The sequence below is a fragment of the Ruegeria sp. CG3 genome (genome assembly GCF_056537205.1).
This window is the reverse complement of sequence record NZ_JBQFRC010000004.1, coordinates 55,766-75,920: the sequence shown is the minus strand read 5'-3', so window position 1 is coordinate 75,920 and position 20,155 is coordinate 55,766. Positions and strand designations below refer to the sequence as shown.

Here is a 20,155-nt window from a genome sequence, read left to right as displayed (position 1 = left end):
TTGGTGAATTGAAGCGGAATCGCTTGGATGCGAGGGTATCACGCAAAGAGAATCACTTGGGAATCGGAAAGGTGCGGCATGACAACGAGGAAAGCATTGATTGGGCTATGCGCGCTGTCCCTGATTGCCGCCTGCACCGAGACCACGTCGATGTCCGGCGACAAAGCCCCCGGTGATCTTGCCAAAGTGCCCGAGGGCGTGGTCGAAATCGCCGCTCCGGGGCAGGACCTGACCGCCGTTCGGATCATGCCCGAAGACGGTTGTTACTGGTACCGTTACGTGGGTCCGGTCGAAACGACATACCTACCGCTGAGAACCGCCGATGGCCGCCCGATCTGTGCCCGGGCGTGACGGATCAGCTGCTGGCAGTCGCAAATCTTTCGGGTGGGTATAGATGAGCCGTCGCACCCGGCTGCACCCGGTCATACAGGCCTATGATATGGGCCATGACCATGCGCACACACCCTGAGCTTGCCCGCCCGCCGATAGACCGGGAATAGGGTGTTCCGTGGATGCGCAGATATGTGTCGCGATTGCCCTGAAACAGGTAGAAAGCGCGTGCGCCCAAGGGGTTGTTGGGTCCGCCGGGCATTCCGTCGGCAAACTGCGCATAGTCTTGCGGATCACGTTTGATCATGTCCGCGGTTGGGGTCCAACGCGGCCATTTGGCCTTGCGCCGGATGGTATAGGTCCCGGGTTCGTAGAGATTGCCACGGGCGATCGCCACGCCGTATCGCATCGCGGTTCCGCCCTCTTCGATGAAATACAGGTAGCGCGCGACCGCATCCACGTGAATGTCACCGGGCACCAGCGACCGATTGGTTTCGACCCGTTGCGGCAGAAACCGGGGATTCAACCCCCAAGGGTTCGAGGTGGCCGGGTCATAGTTGGCCGGCGTCACCTGCCTGTCCCAAGCCGCCCATTGAGATCCGGTCGACGCTTCGGCCGATGTCGCGCCAAGAATCGGTTGCGAGAAAACAGCAAGCGAAGTCGCAACAAAATGTCTTCTGGTCAGCATGTCTGCACCTCCAGTCGCCTTGCCGTGGCAGCAAGAAAAAAGATCGGACTAAACGATTCCCTGAAACAGACCCCGAGTCCATTCACTTGTTCGTTTGACGCAAAACCTTGTCGCAACTGGTGTTTTGAGGTCGTGCACAAACGGCTGCCGAAAGCCGCGCATCTGGATCAGACGAGTTTTTGAACCGCCGCGGGTGGGTTGTCATAAAACTGTTACGAAAGCGTTACATAAGCTTCGCACGCCCGGACTACTGCACTCAACAAGGCCGCAGGGGGCGGCCAAAGCTGATTCTCAGGAGTGACCATGACCACCATCAAACTGACCGCTTCGGTTCTGGCAATCACCGCGATCGCCGCGTCCGCTGCCTCGGCGCGCGACGCCATCCGTATCGTCGGATCGTCGACCGTATTCCCGTACACCCAAGCCGTGGCCGAACAGTTCGCCAACAACACGGGCGCTGCTTCGCCCATCGTCGAATCGACCGGTACCGGCGGCGGCATGAAAATCTTCTGCGAAGGCATCGGCGAAAACACTGCCGACATCACCGGCGCATCGCGTGCCATGAAGGCCTCGGAATACGAGCTGTGCCAAAAGAACGGCGTGACCGACATCTCTGAAGCTCTGATCGGTTTCGACGGCCTGTCGATCGCCATCTCGCGCAGCAATGAACAGGATTGGGACCTGTCGCTGGCCGACATCTACATGGCTCTCGGCGCCCAGGTGCCGGTTGATGGCGAGTGGAAGGACAACCCGTACAAGACCTGGAACGAAATCAACCCCGACCTGCCGGCCGTGGAAATCCTGGCTTATGGACCGCCGCCGACCTCGGGCACCCGCGACGCGTTCGTCGAGCTGGCCATGCATGAAGGCTGCAAAGAGCTGGACTTCGTCAAGAGCGGTGACTTCGACAAGAAATGGGTCAAGGAAAACTGCTCGCGCATGCGTACCGACGGACCCTTCGTCGAAGCGGGCGAGAATGACAACCTGATCGTTCAGCGCCTTGAGGCGGACCCGAACGCCGTTGGCATCTTCGGCTACTCGTTCCTGTACGAGAACCTGGACAAGCTGAAGCCGGTCACGATCGAAGGCGTCGAGCCGAATGCCGACACCATCGCCGACAAATCCTATCCGGTGTCCCGCCCGCTGTACTTCTATGTGAAGAACGCGCATCGCGGCGTGATCCCGAACCTGGACGAGTTCCTGGAAGAATACATGTCGGATGATGCTTTGGCGTCCGACGGCTACCTGGCCGAACGTGGTCTGGTTGCCCTGTCCGACGAGCGCCGTGAAGAGCTGCAGGATGCAATCCTGGACGGCCAGAACATGGAACCCAAGTCGTAAGACTTGCAATTCACAGGGCTGTCCGGCCGCGAAACCGGGCAGCCCATTTTTGTGCCTGGGGGGCAGATGACTACTTTCGTGTTTGCGGCGCTGTTGGGCGTCAGTATCCTTGGATATTTGCTGAACAGACGGGCTGCGGCCGGTCTGCGCGCAGATGGGACGTCCCTGCACTCCCTGCCCGGCTATCACGGGCTGTTTTCTTTTCTGTCCACGCTGGTTCCGGTCTTTGTGCTGATCGTACTTTGGCTGATCCTGCAGGGGCCGGTGATCGACCATGTGGTCATGTCGGGTCTGCCTGCCGGCAGCCTTGACGGATTGGACACTGGCGGGCGTCAATTGGTGCTGGCCGAGATCAAGTCGATCTCGCGCGGGCAGATTTTCGGCGAGCCGGAACAATGGAAACTGGACGCGGCCCAGCGGTATCTTGAACTGCATCAGATGTCGGGATGGGTCCTGCTTTCGATCGTTGTCATTCTGTCACTAGCCATCGTGGCATTTGCCCGGTCGCGTGTCGGTGTCGAATTCCGCGCCCGTCACAGTGTGGAACGCATCGTTTCCGGCCTGATGATCTTCTGTTCGACCGTCGCCATCTTTACGACCGTCGGCATCATTGCCGCGCTCCTGTTCGAATCCATCCGCTTTTTCGAGATGGTGCCGATCACCGAGTTCTTCTTCGGCCTGAACTGGGAACCGCAGATTCCTCTGCGCGAGGACCAGATTGCGGCCGAAGGTGCCTTTGGCTGGCTTCCGGTCATCCTCGGCACGATCGCAATTACCGTGGTCGCGTTGTTCCTGGCGGTGCCGGTGGGCCTGTTGTCGGCCATCTATCTGAACGAATTCGCGCCCGACCGCTTGCGGGCGGTGGCCAAGCCAGTGCTGGAGATCCTGGCCGGCGTACCGACCGTGGTCTATGGCTTCTTCGCGATCCTGGTCGTGGCCCCGGTCATGCGCAGTTTCGGAGCCTCACTGGGCATTCCGGTTTCGCCCAACACGGCGCTGGCCGCAGGCAGCGTGATGGGCATCATGCTGATCCCGTTCATCTCGTCCTTTACCGACGACGCCCTGTCAGCCGTGCCGAAATCTCTGCGCGACGGAGCGCTGGCCTTGGGGGCGACACGGGCCGAGACGGTTCTGAACGTGCTGTTCCCCGCCGCCATTCCCGGCATCGTCGGTGGCATCCTGTTGGCCGTCAGCCGCGCGATCGGGGAAACCATGATCGTGGTGATGGCGGCCGGTCTGATCGCCTCGCTGACCATCAACCCGCTGGACAGCGTGACCACGGTGACCGTGCAGATCGTCACGCTTCTGATCGGCGACACCTCGTTCGACAACCCCAAGACGCTGGCAGCCTTTGCCTTGGGCATGATGCTGTTCGTCGTCACCCTGATCATCAACGTCTTCGCGCTGCGCATCGTGCGCAAGTACCGCGAAGCCTATGACTGAGGCCAAGAATCATGGCTGACCTGACCGCAGGACAAAACAATTCGCCCAAAGGCGGAGACACCGCCGACGCCGTGCGCGCCAGCCTGGCCCGCCGCAATCGTAAACAGAAGATACTACAGGGCCTTGGCCTGGGCGCCATCGGGTTTGCATTTCTGATGCTGTTCATCCTGGTGGCCTCGCTGGTGTCATCCGGATACCAGGCGTTCACCCAGACCAAGATCACGCTTGAGGTCTATGTCGACCCCGAGGAGATCAAGCCCGAAAAGCTGCCGCGGGGAGGTTTCAAGGACGTGCTGCAAGCCTCACTGTCCGAGTTGCTGCCCGAGGTGGACACCAGCGATCGGGCTACCCGCAAGGCCCTGTCAGGCATCCTGTCCAACGGAGCGCAGTTTGATCTGCGCGACCGGGTGGTGGCCGACCCTGCGCTGATTGGTCAGACCATCACGATGACCGTGCCGGTATCTGACCCGTATGACCAGCTGAACAAGGGCACCATCGACCGCGACACGCCCGAACAGAACCGCCGCTTGAACGATGCCGAGATTGCGTGGTTCGATCAGCTCAAGGCCGAAGGCGTGATCAGCAAGCCGCTGAACACCGGCCTGGTCACCAATGCCGACAGCCGGTTCCCCGAATTGGCGGGCCTGAAGGGCGCGCTGATCGGGTCGTTCTGGGCGCTGTTCGTGTGTTTCGTGATTTCCTTCCCGCTGGGCATCGGCGCGGCGATCTACCTTGAGGAATTCGCGCCCAAGAACAAGGTCAGTGACTTCATCGAGGTCAACATCAACAACCTGGCCGCGGTGCCGTCGGTCGTTTTCGGCCTGTTGGCGCTGGCGGTGTTCATCGGCTGGTTCGGGCTACCGCGCTCGGCCCCATTCGTGGGTGGCATGACGCTGGCGCTGATGACCATGCCGACGATCATCATCGCCACCCGCGCGGCGCTGAAGGCCGTGCCGCCGTCGATCCGCGAGGCGGCCCTGGGCATCGGTGCGTCCAAGCACCAGGTGGTGTTCGGTCATGTGCTGCCGCTGGCGATGCCCGGCATCCTGACCGGTACGATCATCGGGCTGGCGCAGGCCTTGGGGGAAACTGCTCCGTTGCTGCTGATCGGGATGAACGCGTTCATCACCTCGGCCCCGGCTGGCCCGTTCGACAGTGCCACCGCCCTACCCACGCAGATCTTCATCTGGGCTGACAGCCCCGAGCGCGGCTTCGTCAGCCGGACCTCGGCCGCGATCCTGGTGCTGCTGGGGTTCCTGGTCACGATGAATGCAATCGCGATCTATCTTCGCAACAAATTCGAGCGCAGCTGGTAAGCGCAAAGGGGTCATCATGATGAACGACATGAGCAAGATCGAGCCGAGTGCCGCCGTCGACGCCATCAAAATTCAGGCGAAGGGCGTCCAGGTCTTTTACGGCGACAACCAGGCAATCAAGGACGTATCGGTCGACATTCTCGACAAGACGGTAACCGCTTTCATCGGCCCGTCCGGATGCGGCAAGTCCACGTTCCTGCGCTGCCTGAACCGGATGAACGACACGATTGACGTCTGCCGGGTCGAAGGTGACATCCGGATCGACAACGAAGACATCTACGACAAACGGATCGACCCGGTGCAGCTGCGTGCCAAGGTGGGTATGGTGTTCCAAAAGCCGAACCCGTTCCCCAAGTCGATCTACGACAACGTAGCCTATGGTCCCCGGATCCACGGGCTGGCCAGAACAAAAGCCGATCTGGATGACATCGTTGAGAAATCCTTGCGCCGGGGGGCCATCTGGGATGAGGTGAAGGATCGCCTGCACGAGCCCGGCACCGGCTTGTCCGGCGGTCAGCAGCAGCGCCTTTGCATCGCGCGCGCGGTTGCCACTGAACCCGAGGTCCTGTTGATGGACGAGCCGTGCTCGGCTTTGGATCCAATCGCGACCGCCCAGGTCGAGGAACTGATTGACGAGTTGAAGCTGAACTTCTCGGTGGTGATTGTCACGCACTCGATGCAGCAGGCGGCTCGGGTCAGCCAGAAAACGGCGTTCTTCCACCTCGGCAGCTTGGTGGAATACGGGGACACGGGGCACATCTTCACCAATCCCGAAGACCCGCGCACGGAATCCTACATCACCGGGAGAATCGGATGACCCAGGACGCCATGAAGGACAAGCACATCGTCCGATCTTTTGATCAGGAACTCGAGTCCGTTCAGGCGCACCTGATGCGCATGGGTGGGTTGGTCGAGAGCTGCCTGTCGGACGCGATCCGGGCACTGTGCGACAAGGATGTCGAACTCGCCGCGCGCACCGTCAAGGCTGATCGCGCCATCGACGAGTTGGAAGAGATGGTCAAGAACGACAGCGCTAACATCATCGCGCGGCGCGCGCCTACGGCCATCGACCTGCGCGTGGTCCTGGCGACCTTCACCATCGCCAACCAGCTTGAGCGCAGTGGGGACCATGCAAAAAACATCGCCAAGCGTGCCGTGACCCTGGCGGACTCGGCGAGTTTGGACGAAGTCAAATCGGCCATAGCGCGTCAGGCCCAGCTGGTGCAGAGCATGATTGCGGATGCCCTGGATTGCTTCATCCAGCGGGACGCGGACAAGGCCCAGGCCATCCGTGAACGTGACGCTGATGTGGATGCGATGTACAATAACGTGTTTCGCGCTCTGCTGACCCATATGATGGAGAACCCGGGCAATATCACCCCGGGCATGCATCTGCATTTCGTGGCCAAAAACCTCGAGCGGATCGGTGATCATGCTACCGGGATCGCGGAGCAGACCATCTACCTTGTCAGTGGGCAGTTGCCTGATGATGACCGCCCGCGCCTCGACAAGACACCAACGGAAACCACCGAGGTCCTGTGATGCCAACGCCATCGATCCTTGTCGTCGAAGACGAGCCCGCGCAGCGCGAGATCATCTGCTACAACCTCGAGGCCGAAGGCTTTGACGTGCGCCAGGCTGAAACCGGTGACGAGGCGTTGTTGCAGATCAAGGAAGTGCCGCCCGATCTGATCCTGTTGGACTGGATGCTGCCCGGCGTTTCCGGGATCGAAATTTGCCGCCAACTGAAGATGACGGCCGCGACCCGTGCAATTCCGGTGATCATGCTCTCGGCAAAATCCGAAGAGGTCGACAAGGTGCGCGGGCTGGAGACAGGTGCCGACGACTATGTCACCAAGCCCTATTCGGTGATCGAGCTGATGGCCCGAGTCAAATCCCAGTTCCGGCGGACCCGCCCCGCAGCCGTGGGCGAGCGGTTGGAATACGATGACATCGTCCTTGATGCCGAGACGCACCGCGTGACCCGCGCGGACGAGGACATCAAGCTGGGCCCGACAGAGTTCCGGCTGCTGTCGACCTTCATGGAAAAGCCGGGCCGGGTCTGGAGTCGCGAACAATTGCTCGACCGGGTCTGGGGGCGCGATATCTACGTGGATACCCGGACCGTCGACGTGCATATCGGGCGTTTGCGTAAAGCTCTGACCGTGCGTGGGGGGGATGATCCGATCCGCACCGTACGCGGGGCTGGTTACGCGCTCGGCTGAGCACCGGTCCCTGCCATTTCGCGCAGGTGGCACCCCAGCATCAGCAGCGCCGGCCAGAGCAGATAGGCCTCGATCTCGATGTTTTCGCCGAAGGTCAGCAGCAGCAGGGTCATCAGCAGGCCCAGCGGCAGGCGCCCGCGCGCCGACCGGACGGCGTCGGTGATCACCACGCCGAAATGCACGGCGAAGGGGACAAGAAACGCCACGAAGCCGGTGATGCCCTTGACGAACAGAAGGCCGTACCAAGTGTGGTGGCTTCCGATGGGCATGTATTCGACCAAATGCGCACCGGGCTGAACCGTTCCGTGACCAAAGAGCACCGCGTCGGACTGCCAGCGTTCATAGGCGATGCGTTGCAGGGTTTCGCGCACGCGGGTGCTGTCGGCGCGCGCCGATTTGAAATTCTGCAGCGCCTGATTGCCGAGATCGATCGCGGCGGCACCCCACGCCGCAGACGCCGTCGCCACGGCCGACACCAGAAACCATCCGACGCTGCGCGCCACCAGCGGCAAAAGGCGCGGCCCCAGCGTGCAGGCCACCAGCCCGACCAGCCCCATGCGGGATTTTGACGCCAGGATCATGAGAATACCCGCGCTCAGCCCGACGGCCATCCATCCCCGGTGCCGATCTTCGAGCGCGAACAGGACCATGCATACCCCCAGCAGGGCGGCAAATGGTGACCAGGGCGCGAAGAACTGCCACCGGGGCGTCCAACTGGCCGGGTCGATCGTGTAGAGATAGACGGAGAAGTACTCGGGCCCCGGCCCCCCGACCGCCTTGAGCGGTGAGGTGAAGATCTGGCTTGGCAGGCCCAGATAAGGTGCAGCCAACAGCGGGGGCGCAAGGCACAGGGTCCACAGCCCCAGCTTGCACTGGCCTCGCACCAGAACCTCGCGCCGGATCGGCAGCACGGCCCCGGCCAGGATGAACAATGGAATAAGCGCCCAGCCCTTGGCCCAGCCGATCGAGGACTTGATGGTCTTGCCCAGCCCCAGCCCCCAATCCAGATGGCCGGCCCACAGTGCAAACAGCATCAACAACATGCCGGCCATCCACAGCCAAGCCAGCGCCGGAACCGGCCCCGTGGCCCGCAGATCCGGACGAATCGCCGGCCCCAGATACAAAGCCAACCCCGCCAACCCCGCCAGGGACCATCCCAGTACCGGCCCGACGACATAGAGCGCGCCGATGGCATAGAACGGCCATGTCCAGACCAGCGCGCGCAAGACAAGCCGCTCGGCCGGGTTCTGCGGCGCGGCCTGGCTCATGCCTTGTTCTCGCCTGCGTCTTTCAACAGCCGCGAGATCAGCGGGTTGCGGACCCATGCCAGCGTCAGCCCGATCAGAAGCATCAACGTGGCGGCAATCCCGGCCGCGATCGACAGCTTCTTGTTGGGTGAAGACGGCCGTTCCGGCAGCGACGGATTTTCCAGCACCTGGATCAGCGGGTACGAGGCGTAGACATCGGTCTTTTTCGATTCCGACCGGGCGATGGCCGAGGCAAAGACGGCTTCGGCCACGGCAAAATCCCTTTGGCGGTCTTCAAGTTCAGCCGCCATCGACGCCAGCGCGGACAGGCGCGCAGTTTCGGCCGCGACCTGTGCGGCGAGGGTTTTTACGTGCTTTTCCTGCCCCGCGCGCAGGGCGTTTTCGCGGACAAGCTCGCTCAGCAACTGCGCACGCTCTCCCTCGGGGGCGCGGTCCAGACCCGAGAGCTGCTCGACCGACAGGCCGGTCACCTCGGCCGCGCGTAGGACGGCAACCTTCCGTGCGCCTTCATATTCGTCCCGCGCTGCGCGATAGACCGGATGGCGCGGCCCGTAATTGGCATCGGCCTGCGCCAGCTTGGCCGCGCCGGCCGAAACATCCTTGAGCAATGACATGTATTGCGCGTCGGCGTACAGCTTCAGCGTGACCGCGGCGGCATCCGGCGGCAAATCCAGCGCAGTCTCAAGCGCCGCGACCCGCTCGGCCTGGCGGGCCAGCGTGCTTTCCTCGGCCCGCAGCGTCTGGCGCGCGCGGTCATTGGCGGCCACCTGCTCACGGTATTGGGCGGCCGAGAGCAGCCCGCTCTGCCGCTGCAACTGCTCGATCGCAGCGCGGGTTTCACGAACGGAGCGCTGATAGTCGTCGATTGCGCCACTGTTGCTTGCTTCGCGCGTGGCGATCTCGTCCGCGCGCAAGGCGTCGATCTCGGCGAAGAACGCAGCAACAAGGGCATCGCCGTGGCGTTGCGCGTCCCCCGGGCTGGCGGCCTCCATTTCGATGTGGATCAGGCTGGTCTGATCCACCAGGCGGATGCGCGGCTTGCCGAACGCATCGCGCTCGGCCCCGACGGCGCGTGCCGCCGCATCCAGAATGCGATCGGCCGACAACAGCCGCTTGTAGGTTTCGGTGGGGCTGATCGAACCGTTGGCAAAGGCCGAATTGGCGTAAGACGAGGCCTGCCCGATATTGGCCAGATTAACCGAGGCCGACGCACCCGACCCCGGCAGGATCAACGAGGCGTGGGATGCGTATTTGACCGGCGCGGTTGCCAGATACCCGCTGATCGGGGCCCAAATGCAGCTGGATCCCAGAAGAAACAACGCAACGTATCGCGGCAGCCGTCCCGCATCGGTCAGCCGCCCGCCTTTGAGAACGCGCCGCCAGCCCAGCGACCGGATGTCAGTGCGGCTGATGCGCGCCCAGTCCCAGGGGCGGTTTGTCGCAAGCGTTTGACGGTTGTCGGAAATCTGGTTCGGCATATCAAATCCTCTCTTACAGGATTGATATACGGATGCGGCTTGGGCTGTCCGCTGCGCAAGGGGTTAGGCCGGGGCGGGTTGGGACAGGCCCCCTATCCGAAAGGATGGGCGCGGGTCAGAACAGGCCCGCCTCGCGCGCGGCCATCGCGGCCTGGGTGCGGTTGCTGACACCCACTTTGCGGTACAGCGTTTTCACATGCAGCTTGATCGTGGGCTCGGACAGGTCCAGATCGCGGGCGATCTCCTTGTTCGACTTGCCCTCGGTCAGGCCTTTGAGGACCTGGCGTTCGCGCTCGGTCAGTTTTTTGGCCATCGGGTGGGTGTCGTTCGGCTGCTCGGCGCTCATGAAACCGACGGGCAGATATTGCTCACCCATGGCCATGAAACGGATGGCGTTTACCAGTGATTTGGCCGGCAGGGTCTTGGGCACAAACCCGGCTGCCCCCAGCTCGAGCGCACGTTCAGCCAGATCGCGCGAGGCATCGCCGGTGAACAGAGCCACATGCCGCGCGCGATCCATGCCAATGCAGGTTTCCAACCCGCTCAGCCCGTTCATGCCCGGCATGTTCAGATCCAGCAGCACCAGATCAAACGGACCTTCGGATTCGATCTTGGCTTTTGCCGTCGCAAAATCCGGCGCGGTGGTGGGTTCGATCCCGCCCGCGGCCTCGATGAAGGCGACGAGCGTGTCCAGAACCAGTTCGTGATCGTCGGCGATAAGAACTTTCATCAATGAACTCCATGTGCCTCCACCCAGACCTGAAAAGGTTAATAAACCATTGATGATTGGCGGTGAAGCCTGCCGAACGGACAGGCAGATACCCGATCGGATAGGAGCAACTGGCCGGATGTCCGCGCGGAGCCGCATCGGGGCCGTGTCAGTCAGCCGATTTCTCCGCGCGCTCTCCCGATGCTCGTCTGTTGCGGTGCCGGCACAACGGGCAGGTTCAGAGCAACAGTTCAGTTCATGTTCGGAGAGTTCCATGCACTTTCAAGCCGCTCACGCCCTTTTCGACGGCGCACACACCACGCTCGGCACCGCGCTGCCGATCACCGAAATCCTCGGGCAGCCGGTGGTGAATGCAGAATCCGGGCCGGTCATCACCACGCTTTTGGATGGTCACCGCCGGACCGTCTTTTTCCTGAACGCCCATTGCGCAAATGTCCGGGCAAAGAATGACCAATATCGAGCAGCCCTGACGCAAGCCGACCTCGTCCTTCCCGACGGGATCGGGGTCGAGCTTGCCGCCGCGATGCAGGGCGAACACCTGGCCGAGAACTTGAACGGAACCGACTTTGTCCCGCGCCTGGTCCGGCGCGCGGCCAAGCTGGGCCAGACGGTCTATCTGCTGGGCGGAACGCCCGGCACCGCACAGGCCGCGGCAGCGCGCCTGCAAGACATGGCGCCCGGCCTGAGGATTGCCGGTTTCCGCGACGGGTATAGTGGCATCGAACGGACGGACGAAGCCTTGGACGAAATCAACCAGTCCGGCGCAGATATCCTGCTGGTGGCCATGGGCGTTCCGCTGCAAGAACTGTGGATTACGCAGCACCGCGCACGGCTGAACCCGAACCTGGTGCTGGGTGTCGGCGCGTTGTTCGACTTTCTGGCGGGCAACGTCCGGCGGGCGCCCGGGATCGTACGGCGGGTTCGGATGGAATGGGCGTGGCGGTTGGCGATGGAGCCACGCCGCATGGCCCGCCGCTATCTGATCGGAAATTTCGAATTTCTGGGCCGGTGCGTCGCCCAGGCTCTTGGCGGGCTGACGCCCAACCGTATTCTTGACCTGACCGTTGCGCTGGCGGCCATGACGGTTCTGGCCTTGCCGATGCTGGCCATTGCCGCCCTTGTCCGGCTGGACAGCCGCGGCCCGGCCCTGTTCCGGCAGACGCGGGTTGGCAGGAACGGGGTGCCTTTCACCGTCTACAAGTTCCGCTCGATGACCACAGACGCCGAAGCGCAAAGGGCCAGCCTGCTGGCGCAGTCCGACCGCGCAGGCGTGTGCTTCAAGGCCCGTCACGATCCGCGTGTCACACGGGTGGGCAAGGTTCTGCGCCGCTTTTCGCTGGATGAGTTGCCGCAGATCCTCAACGTGTTGAAGGGCGACATGTCGATCGTCGGACCGCGCCCTGCCCTGCCCGAGGAGGTCGCCAAATACCCGCCCCGCGCGCTTGAACGCCTGGCCGTCCGCCCCGGGATCACCGGGCTGTGGCAGGTGTCGGGCCGGGCCGCCATCGACTTTGACCGGATGATCGATCTGGACACGGCCTATGTGCGGTCCCGCTCGGCCCTTCTGGATCTGATGCTGATTGCCATGACCGTGCGGGCCGTCGTGTCCGGCCGCGGCGCCTACTGAGAAAACCAAAGGAGAATTGATATGACCAAGATTCGCAAAGCCGTCTTTCCTGTCGCCGGACTGGGCACAAGGTTTCTGCCCGCGACCAAGACCGTGGCCAAGGAAATGCTGCCCCTGATCGACCGCCCGCTGATCCAATATGCGGTCGACGAGGCGCGCGCGGCCGGGATTGAAGAATTCATCTTCATCACGTCACCCGAGAAAACCGCGCTCGAGGCCTATTTCGGGCGGAATACGGCGCTTGAACGCAAGTTGAAGGATGGTGGCAAGACCGAGCTTTTGAACAACCTGCGCTGCGCCGATCTGGAGGATGGCAAATACTGCTTTGTCCGGCAGGACGCGCCCCGTGGATTGGGCCATGCGGTGTCGCTGGCGCGCGAGTGTGTGGGCAATGAGCCGTTTGCGGTGATCCTGCCCGATGACGTCATCAGCGCCCGACGCCCGACCCTGTCACAGATGGTCCAAAGCTATTGTGACCAGAGCGGCCACATGGTTGCGACCCAATCCGTGCCGTCCGACAGGATCGGGTCCTACGGCGTCGTCGATATCGCCCTGCAGGCCGGGCGTGTGCAAAAGCTGCGCGGCCTGGTCGAAAAGCCCAGCCCCGAGCAGGCGCCGTCGAACTACGGCATCGTCGGGCGGTATATCCTGCAGCCGTCGATCTTTGATCGACTGGCCGGCCAGGCACCGGGTGCGGGAAATGAAATCCAGCTGACCGACGCCATCGCTGCGGATATCCAAACCGCTGGCTGCTCGGGCTACGCCTTTGCGGGTGAACGCTTCGACTGCGGGTCGGTCGCCGGATATCTTGAGGCCACCGCGGTCTTTGCCCTGCAGCGGTCAGAGCTGCGCGAAGGGTTTGAGCGGATCATGGCACAGCGCATGGGCCACCTGCGCCCGGCTGCGTAACGGCGGGCACCTATCCGTTTGGATAGGTGCTTATCCCGATGCCCGACTGTTGCCCGGTCACGCTTTCTGATCTTGTGCAGTTGGACACTAGGAGAATGAAATGCGGATTTTACTTGCAGCCCTGGCAATGATTCTGACCTTGGGCCAGGCACAGGCCCAGGATCTGGCCGAACCCACCGGAGACGTGGTTCTGACGATCACCGGCAACCTGACCCAGTCCGGAGCCGAGGATGGTGCGCGGTTCGACATGGACATGTTGAAATCCTTGCCCGCGCGGACTTTTGCGACCTCGACGATCTGGACTGAAGGTGAGAACACCTTTGTCGGCGTACCGTTGTCGGTGGTGTTACAAGCAGTCGGTGCCGATGGAAGCATGATCCGCGCCACGGCGATCAACGACTATGCGGTCGAAATCCCCATGGACTCGGTCACCGAAAGCGACCCGATTGTGGCCTATGAGATGGACGGCGCCGAGATGTCGCGCCGGCAGAAGGGCCCGCTGTGGATCGTCTACCCCTATGACAGCGACCCGAAATACCAGACCGAGGTGACCTATTCGCGCAGCATCTGGCAACTCGATCGTCTTGAGGTCGTTAAATAGCTTGCAACCGGAATGAGTGCAGTAATGAGTAAAGCGCAGTGAACAATCGATGAGGCTCGGATTGAGCGATACCGATACGCAGGTTTTGCGCCGCCGATGGGTCTTCGGGCTCATCGGCTTCGGCGTTTTGTTGGGTCTGGTCACGGTGGCGTGGTTGTCGGCGCAGGTGTTTACCGATTTCAACGACCGGCGAGCGGCGCCTTCGGACAATGTCCAATGGACGCTGTCGCAGGTCGAGGTCGACTATCTGTCATACCTGAACGCTCTGGAAACCGCGTCGGCGGCGCAGGACGCGCAAAATGGCACGTTGGATCTGGTGCGCCGGCGGTTCGATCTGTTTTACAGCCGTGTCGATACGCTGGCCCAATCACGCGTATTCCAGCCGTTGCGCCAGGATGACCGGTTCCGCCTGCCGTTGGAGCGGGTGACCCGGCACCTGAACGCCGCAATCCCGTTGATCGACGCGCCGGATGCCGAGCTGTCCGAACAACTGGACGATCTGAAACGCGCCGCCCTTGAGATCGGTCCGCATGTCCGCACGTTGGCCGTTTCGGGCATCTCGTATTTTGCCACCGAGTCAGACCAGCAGCGCACCCAGACGGCGGCAAACCTGCTGCGGTTGGCGATTCTGTCGGGGGCGTTGCTTCTGACCCTGGGTGCTGTCAGCGCCTATCTTCTGGTGGTCAACCGGCGCGCCACGCGGCGCGGCCGGGCCCTGCGGCAGGCGAATGAACGGATGAACACGATCCTCTCCACCTCGTTGGACGGGGTGATCGTGGTCGATGCCAAGGGCGACGTGATCGAGTTCAACCCAGCCGCCGAGGCAATATTCGGCTATACGGCGGATCAGGCCCGGGGGCGCTCGATCGGTGACCTGATCGTGCCGCCGCATCTGCGTGAGGCACATCGCGCCGGCATGGTGCGCATGCAGTCTGGCGGGGAACGCCATGTCGTCGGCAAAGGCCGTGTCCAGTTGGAAGCGATGCGCGCGGATGGCGAGCAGTTCCCGGTCGAACTGGCGCTGCAGTCGGCCCGGGCGGGCGATCAGGAAATCGTCATCGGCTTTGTCCGCGACATCTCGCAGCAGGTGGCGGCGCAGCAGGAACTGATCCATGCCCGCGACCAGGCCCTTGCCGGCGAAAAGGCCAAGGCCGATTTCCTGACCGTGATGAGCCACGAGATCCGCACGCCGCTGAACGGGCTGCTGGGCAACCTCACGCTGTTGAAAAACACCCGCACGTCGCGGGAACAGGCACGGTTTGTCGAGAACATGGAAATCTCGGGCCAGATCCTCCTTAACCACGTCGACACCGTTCTGGACATCGCCCGGTTCGAGGCCGGGAAACTGTCGGTGGCGTTGCAGCCCTCGAACCTGAACGACATCCTGCAAGAGATTGTGGACGGTCAAAGCGGCAACGCTGCCTCGCGTGGGAACTCCATCTCGTGGCAATGGGTGGGCGAGGCGCGCCCCTGTGTTGCCGCCGATGCCCAAAGGTTGCGGCAGATTCTTCTGAACCTTGTGGGCAATGCCATCAAGTTCACCGAAAACGGCCGGATCTCGATCGAGGTCGAAGTAACCGAGCCTGGCCCAACGGCCGGCGTCAACATCTTTGAATTCCGCATCATCGACACGGGTATCGGTATCGGCCCTGATGAGGTCGACGTCATCTTTGACGATTTTCACACCAGCGATCCAAGCATCGGTCGGGCCGCCGGCGGCACCGGTCTGGGCCTGGGCATCGCACGTCGGTTTGCTCGGGCCATGGGCGGCGAGATCGGCGTTGAAAGCACACCCGGCGAGGGCAGTGTATTCTGGGTTCGTCTGCCGCTGCAGGACGCGGAATTGGACGCCAACGTTGACAGCGACCAGCCAGAGGTTCAGCACGCACAGCCGTTGGACGTGCTGGTGGTCGAAGACAACGAGATCAACCGCGAGGTGATCTGCAACATGCTGAAACTGGACGGTCACCGGGTGACGGTTGCCGAGAACGGCCAACTGGGCGTGGACGCGGCGGCTGCGCATCGGTTCGACGTGATCCTGATGGATATCAGCATGCCGGTCATGGACGGCCCGACGGCCACGCGCCACATCCGCAGCGGGGGTGGGCCTTCGGCGGAGATACCGATCATTGCCGTTTCGGCCAACGTGCTGCCTGATGCGGTCGACGCGTTCCGCGCCGCCGGTATGACAGCCTTTGTCGGCAAGCCGATTGCCCTGGATGCCTTGCGCAAGGCCTTGTCGGTTGTCACCGGCCCCGGAGCTTCGACCCGGTCCGAGGACGAAACGGATCATATCGGAGATCTGCGCGCCAGCCTCGGCGCCGACGTCTTTGACCGGTTGCTTGCCAAATACTTGTCCGAAGGGGATGCCGTCGTCGCGCAGCTTGCCCAGTTGGACGGCGGTGAAGCCGATCTGGACCAGGTCGCGCAGGAGTGTCACAGGCTGGCGGGAAGCGCGGCGACCTTCGGCGCGATGGGGTTCCGCGATGCGCTGATTGCGATCGAGATGTCTGCAAAATCCGCAGACCGTCAGCAGGTCGCCGACCTGTTGAACGGTCTGCCCGAGGTTTGGGAGCGGGCAAAGGCTGCCCTGCCTGCCCCCGGTGCGATCAAGGGATGAGCAGCGCGGCGGCCCCGACGATGCCCAGCGACCGGGCGATTTCGGTCACTCCGGTGACCTTGCTGTCGTAACAGGCCACGGCATCACCCGGCAGAACATAGGGATCGAAGTCGTCGCGGTCTCCGCGCCGCAGCAGCTTTTCGATATTGCGCTCGATGACGACCGAGGACCCGGTTACGGGGTTGCGCGTGAACAGTACAGCACTGCGGTTGGCGTTCGTGGTTTTCGACCCGCCGACGCAGTTGCTGTCAACCACGGCCTGCAGGAAACGGGTGCCATAGGGCACTTCACGCACGTCGCGTCCGATGGCGGATTCTGCATTGCCCGCGGCCGGTTGGGTCAGGTTCGACATGTATAGCGTCACGCCGGGCGGGCTGATCGGGCTGGGGCGCATCAGCGCGTCCTGGAAGCACCCGCGGCTGTTGACCACGATCTGGTCGCCGGTCAGCAGCATGATATCGGTCGGGTCCGATCCTTCGAACACACCACGCAGATCCATGCGATAGATGCGCCCCTGGCGGTGCAGCTCGACCGCTGACAGATCGGCATCCGGCCGCACCCCGCCTGCGGCCCGCAGCGCCACCGACAGGTTGCGCCCCTCGGTCGAGGCCCCCAGCGCGCCCTGGCGCCGACGGTCGAGGGAATCGCCCGGAACACCGCCGATCTCGACCGAGTGCGGCTCGAACACTGCGCCGCGCACACCCACTGTCACCGAGGCGAAATCGCTGACCCGCACGGTCACGCGGGGTTCGGCGTCATAGAACTGGGCCGCAACCAGAACGCGGGCCACCTCTTGTTCGACCTGCTCGGTGGTGCGGCCCTGGGCGCGCACGGGCGGCAGGTAGGGCAGCTTGAGGTCTCCGTCACGCGAAACGACATAAGCGTCGCTCAGCAGGTCGTCCCCTTCGATGGTGATCTGGACCATGTCGTTGCGCGACAGTTTCTCGCCCAGCAAGGGGCTGAGCGCGGGTTGCGCCCATTTCGCATATGCATTTGCGCCCTGATCGCCGGCCTGCGGCATGCAAGTCTGGCCGTTCATCGCGGCGGCCTGCAGCAACGGCGTGTCGCCCCGCCGACGTCCGGGTTCGCGGTATTGCGCCTGATAGCTTTCGCCGCGTGATACGGCTTCGATGTTGCGCGGGGTCTGCATGCTGCTGCACCCCAGCAGGGTCGAGGCGCTGACGGCCGTAATAAGGAAGGTCTTGAAATTCATGGTCATTTTCATCTCCTGATCTGTCACAGAAGATAAACCCTGCCGCGCGGCCTGCGTCAGCCCGGCATCGGTATGGCGGCTTGTCCCATTCGGATAGGTCCCTCTCCGAACGGTCCCCTGCCCCGTACGACCGCGTCCGGGACACAGGCCTTGGTCACCCGTACAACAGAACCAACAACTGTTTTTCGGGATCACGGCGTCATGACGCACAGCTTTGCACAATCCGGTTTTCTGCGGCACCTGTTGGCCTACACCGCCTCCGAAGTGGCGGCCAAGGCGTCGCGCCTGGTCGTCGTGGTGGCCGTTGCCCGTACCCTCAGCCCCGAAGCGATCGGTCTGGCCGCTGCGGCTCTGGCGGCGGGCGACATCCTCAAGGCGCTGACCGAGAACGGGGTGAACCAGCGTATCATTCAGGCCCCGTCCGAGGAACTGGCGCAGCGGTGCAACACGGCGCACCGCATTTTCTGGGTCTGGTGCTCGGGGCTGTGCCTGCTGCAACTGGCGGTCGCAGCGGCACTGTTCGTCATGGGCCACGCAATGCTGGCGATGCTGCTGGCGGTGCTGGCCGGGGAATACCTGTTCATGCCGGCGGGCCTGGTTCAGGCCGCACTGGCAATGCGCGAGGGTAAGCTGCAGCAGACGGCCGCGATCGCCGGCGGGCAAGTCGTGGGGGCCAATGCCCTGACGGCGCTGCTGGCGGTGGTCTGGGCTTCGCCCCTGGCGCTGGTCCTTCCGCGCCTGCTGACTGCACCTGTCTGGCTGGTGCTGATGCGCCGCCTGCGTCGGTGGTCGCCTGATCGTCAGGCCGGGTTTGCAGCCTTGAAACCTTTCGTGGTCTACGGCTGGGCCGTTCTGGGCGTCGAACTGGTCAAGGTTCTGCGCCTGCAGGCAGACAAGCTGGTGGTGGGCGCGATGATGGGCGCAGAGGCGCTTGGCATCTATTTCATGGCTTTCAATGCGGGGCTTGGGCTGGCCACTTCGTTCACGCAAGCCTTCTCGGTCGTTCTGTTCCCGCATCTGTGCGCGGCCGAGGACAAGCATGGGGCGCTGCGCCACGGGCTGGGCCTGTCGCTGCTGATCCTGACGCCGCTGGTTCTGCTGCAGGCGGCGCTGGCCCCGGTCTATGTGCCGCTGCTGCTGGGACAGGGCTGGGCCGAGATCGCCCCGGTGGTATCGGTTCTGTGCCTTGCGGCCCTGCCGACGGTGATCTGGTCGGCGGTCGCCGGATGGCTGCGGTCGGAAAACCGCCCCGTCACGGAATTGCGGGTCAGCACGGTTCTGGCCGTGGGCCTGATCGCCAACACGGCCCTGATGGCGCCGCTGGGCTTGATGCCCGTCGCCGTCGGGTATGTCTGCACCTGCAGCGCCATCATGCTGACCGCATCTTGGGCGCTGCTGCCGCGGGGTTCTGCAATCACTCAGGAGGCACGCGCCCAATGACCCGGTTTTCCATCATCGTTCCCTTCCACAATGATGCGGCAACCATTGCCGACACCCTGAACAGCCTGCTGGGGCAGAGCTTTGAGGATTTCGAGCTCATATGCGTGGGCGACAAACCCTCGCGCCAGACGACCGAAGTTGTCCGGCAATTCTGCGCGAGGGACGCCCGGGTGCGGGTTGAGGCCAATCCCAATAGCGGCCCCAGCTCTGCGCGCAACCATGGTGCGGCAGTGGCCACCGGCGACATCCTGACGTTCTGCGACGCGGATGACCTGTGGGTCACCGACAAGCTGGCCCAACTGGACCGGTTGTTTGTAGATACCAGCATTGATGCGGCCTTTGGCCGGATCGGGTTCTTTTCCGAAACCCCCGGCGATTGTCCGACGCGCTCGACGGTTCCCACTAATCCCCTGACTATTCCTGACCTGCTGGCGGAAAATGCGGTGTGCACGATGTCGAACCTTGCAGTGCGCCGCCAGGTGTTCGCTGCTGTCGGCGGGTTGAACCCGGCTGCGGTCCACAACGAAGATCTCGAGCTGCTGATCCGCTTGGCGGGCGAAGGCCACGCGATCATCGGGGTTGATCGCCTGCAGGTCTGGTACCGGACCAGCGGCAGCGGTCTGTCTTCGAACCTCGAGGCGATGCGGGCCGGGCGCGCACGGGCGGTTGCAACGGCGGCCCGCTACGGCGTCGCGCCGTCGCCCGCGTCCGAGGCGATCTACATGCGGTATCTGGCCCGGCGCGCGCTGCGTCTGGGGGCAGAACCGTCGATGGCCCGCGCCTATGCCCGCGCCGGTCTGGCGCTGAGCGCGCGCAGCTTTCTCAACCCCATTCGGCGCGGTGTGCCCACTGCACTTGGCGCGGCACTGGCCCCCGCCCTGCCCCGCCCGATCCGTCAGGCGCTGTTTGCCCGCTGATCCCAACCA

The 20,155-nt window shown here is 63.1% G+C and carries 18 protein-coding genes; 13 read left to right on the top strand and 5 right to left on the bottom strand.

Annotation, left to right across the window (positions count from 1 at the left end; translation table 11 throughout):
• The first annotated feature begins 78 nt into the window (after positions 1 to 78).
• Positions 79 to 351 (top strand): hypothetical protein, encoded by a 273-nt coding sequence (locus ACR0NB_RS16025; RefSeq protein ID WP_170341585.1) that lies wholly within the window; start codon positions 79 to 81, stop codon positions 349 to 351.
• Positions 352 to 355: 4 nt separating this feature from the next.
• Here the strand turns inward: ACR0NB_RS16025 and ACR0NB_RS16020 are convergent, their stop codons facing one another.
• Positions 356 to 1,018 (bottom strand): L,D-transpeptidase, encoded by a 663-nt coding sequence (locus tag ACR0NB_RS16020; protein WP_480776213.1) that lies wholly within the window; start codon positions 1,016 to 1,018, stop codon positions 356 to 358.
• 303 nt (positions 1,019 to 1,321) lie between these two features.
• On the opposite strand from ACR0NB_RS16020, the gene ACR0NB_RS16015 reads away from it, so the two are divergent.
• From ACR0NB_RS16015 to phoB, 6 genes are all read left to right on the top strand, one after another.
• Entirely contained in the window at positions 1,322 to 2,359 is a 1,038-nt protein-coding gene (locus ACR0NB_RS16015) for a substrate-binding domain-containing protein (RefSeq protein WP_170391531.1), read from the top strand.
• Between the two features lie 66 nt (positions 2,360 to 2,425).
• Entirely contained in the window at positions 2,426 to 3,802 is a 1,377-nt protein-coding gene (gene pstC / locus ACR0NB_RS16010; protein ID WP_480776212.1) for a phosphate ABC transporter permease subunit PstC, read from the top strand.
• Between the two features lie 11 nt (positions 3,803 to 3,813).
• Entirely contained in the window at positions 3,814 to 5,118 is a 1,305-nt protein-coding gene (gene pstA, locus ACR0NB_RS16005) for a phosphate ABC transporter permease PstA (RefSeq protein WP_093963306.1), read from the top strand.
• Between the two features lie 19 nt (positions 5,119 to 5,137).
• A complete protein-coding gene (gene pstB, locus ACR0NB_RS16000) occupies positions 5,138 to 5,935 on the top strand; it encodes a phosphate ABC transporter ATP-binding protein PstB (protein WP_170365781.1) in 798 nt (265 codons plus the stop codon).
• Positions 5,932 to 6,660 carry a phosphate signaling complex protein PhoU gene (gene phoU / locus ACR0NB_RS15995; RefSeq protein ID WP_244952437.1) on the top strand — a complete coding sequence of 243 codons (729 nt, stop codon included), beginning with the start codon at positions 5,932 to 5,934 and terminating at the stop codon, positions 6,658 to 6,660. Before pstB ends, phoU begins: the two co-directional genes overlap by 4 nt.
• Entirely contained in the window at positions 6,660 to 7,343 is a 684-nt protein-coding gene (gene phoB / locus ACR0NB_RS15990) for a phosphate regulon transcriptional regulator PhoB (protein WP_170341606.1), read from the top strand. The genes phoU and phoB overlap by 1 nt, the downstream gene beginning before the upstream one ends.
• On the opposite strand, the gene ACR0NB_RS15985 is transcribed toward phoB, so the two are convergent.
• From ACR0NB_RS15985 to ACR0NB_RS15975, 3 genes are all read right to left on the bottom strand, one after another.
• Entirely contained in the window at positions 7,328 to 8,611 is a 1,284-nt protein-coding gene (locus tag ACR0NB_RS15985; RefSeq protein ID WP_480776211.1) for an O-antigen ligase domain-containing protein, read from the bottom strand. The genes phoB and ACR0NB_RS15985 overlap by 16 nt on opposite strands.
• The gene (locus ACR0NB_RS15980) at positions 8,608 to 10,089 is read right to left on the bottom strand and encodes a GumC family protein (protein ID WP_170371770.1); all 1,482 of its coding nucleotides are present in this window, start codon (positions 10,087 to 10,089) and stop codon (positions 8,608 to 8,610) included. Before ACR0NB_RS15980 ends, ACR0NB_RS15985 begins: the two co-directional genes overlap by 4 nt.
• Positions 10,090 to 10,204: 115 nt before the next feature.
• A complete protein-coding gene (locus tag ACR0NB_RS15975; RefSeq protein WP_170341595.1) occupies positions 10,205 to 10,819 on the bottom strand; it encodes a response regulator transcription factor in 615 nt (204 codons plus the stop codon).
• 253 nt (positions 10,820 to 11,072) lie between these two features.
• On the opposite strand from ACR0NB_RS15975, the gene ACR0NB_RS15970 reads away from it, so the two are divergent.
• From ACR0NB_RS15970 to ACR0NB_RS15955, 4 genes are all read left to right on the top strand, one after another.
• Positions 11,073 to 12,446 (top strand): WecB/TagA/CpsF family glycosyltransferase, encoded by a 1,374-nt coding sequence (locus tag ACR0NB_RS15970; protein ID WP_480776210.1) that lies wholly within the window; start codon positions 11,073 to 11,075, stop codon positions 12,444 to 12,446.
• 21 nt (positions 12,447 to 12,467) lie between these two features.
• A complete protein-coding gene (locus ACR0NB_RS15965) occupies positions 12,468 to 13,355 on the top strand; it encodes a UTP--glucose-1-phosphate uridylyltransferase (protein WP_480776209.1) in 888 nt (295 codons plus the stop codon).
• A 100-nt stretch (positions 13,356 to 13,455) separates the two neighbouring features.
• The gene (locus tag ACR0NB_RS15960) at positions 13,456 to 13,956 is read left to right on the top strand and encodes a putative pterin-binding protein (protein ID WP_254429016.1); all 501 of its coding nucleotides are present in this window, start codon (positions 13,456 to 13,458) and stop codon (positions 13,954 to 13,956) included.
• A 61-nt stretch (positions 13,957 to 14,017) separates the two neighbouring features.
• Positions 14,018 to 16,576: a hybrid sensor histidine kinase/response regulator gene (locus tag ACR0NB_RS15955; RefSeq protein WP_480776208.1), complete on the top strand. Its 2,559-nt coding sequence runs from the start codon at positions 14,018 to 14,020 to the stop codon at positions 16,574 to 16,576.
• Here ACR0NB_RS15955 and ACR0NB_RS15950 read toward each other — a convergent pair.
• Entirely contained in the window at positions 16,566 to 17,795 is a 1,230-nt protein-coding gene (locus ACR0NB_RS15950) for a polysaccharide biosynthesis/export family protein (RefSeq protein WP_480776207.1), read from the bottom strand. The genes ACR0NB_RS15955 and ACR0NB_RS15950 overlap by 11 nt on opposite strands.
• Before the next feature lie 195 nt (positions 17,796 to 17,990).
• Here ACR0NB_RS15950 and ACR0NB_RS15945 point away from each other — a divergent pair, with 195 nt between their 5' ends.
• Entirely contained in the window at positions 17,991 to 19,229 is a 1,239-nt protein-coding gene (locus tag ACR0NB_RS15945) for an oligosaccharide flippase family protein (protein WP_480776206.1), read from the top strand.
• Complete coding sequence (locus ACR0NB_RS15940) at positions 19,226 to 20,146, top strand: glycosyltransferase family 2 protein (RefSeq protein WP_480776205.1); 921 nt, start codon at positions 19,226 to 19,228, stop codon at positions 20,144 to 20,146. The genes ACR0NB_RS15945 and ACR0NB_RS15940 overlap by 4 nt, the downstream gene beginning before the upstream one ends.
• The last annotated feature ends 9 nt before the right edge of the window (positions 20,147 to 20,155 follow it).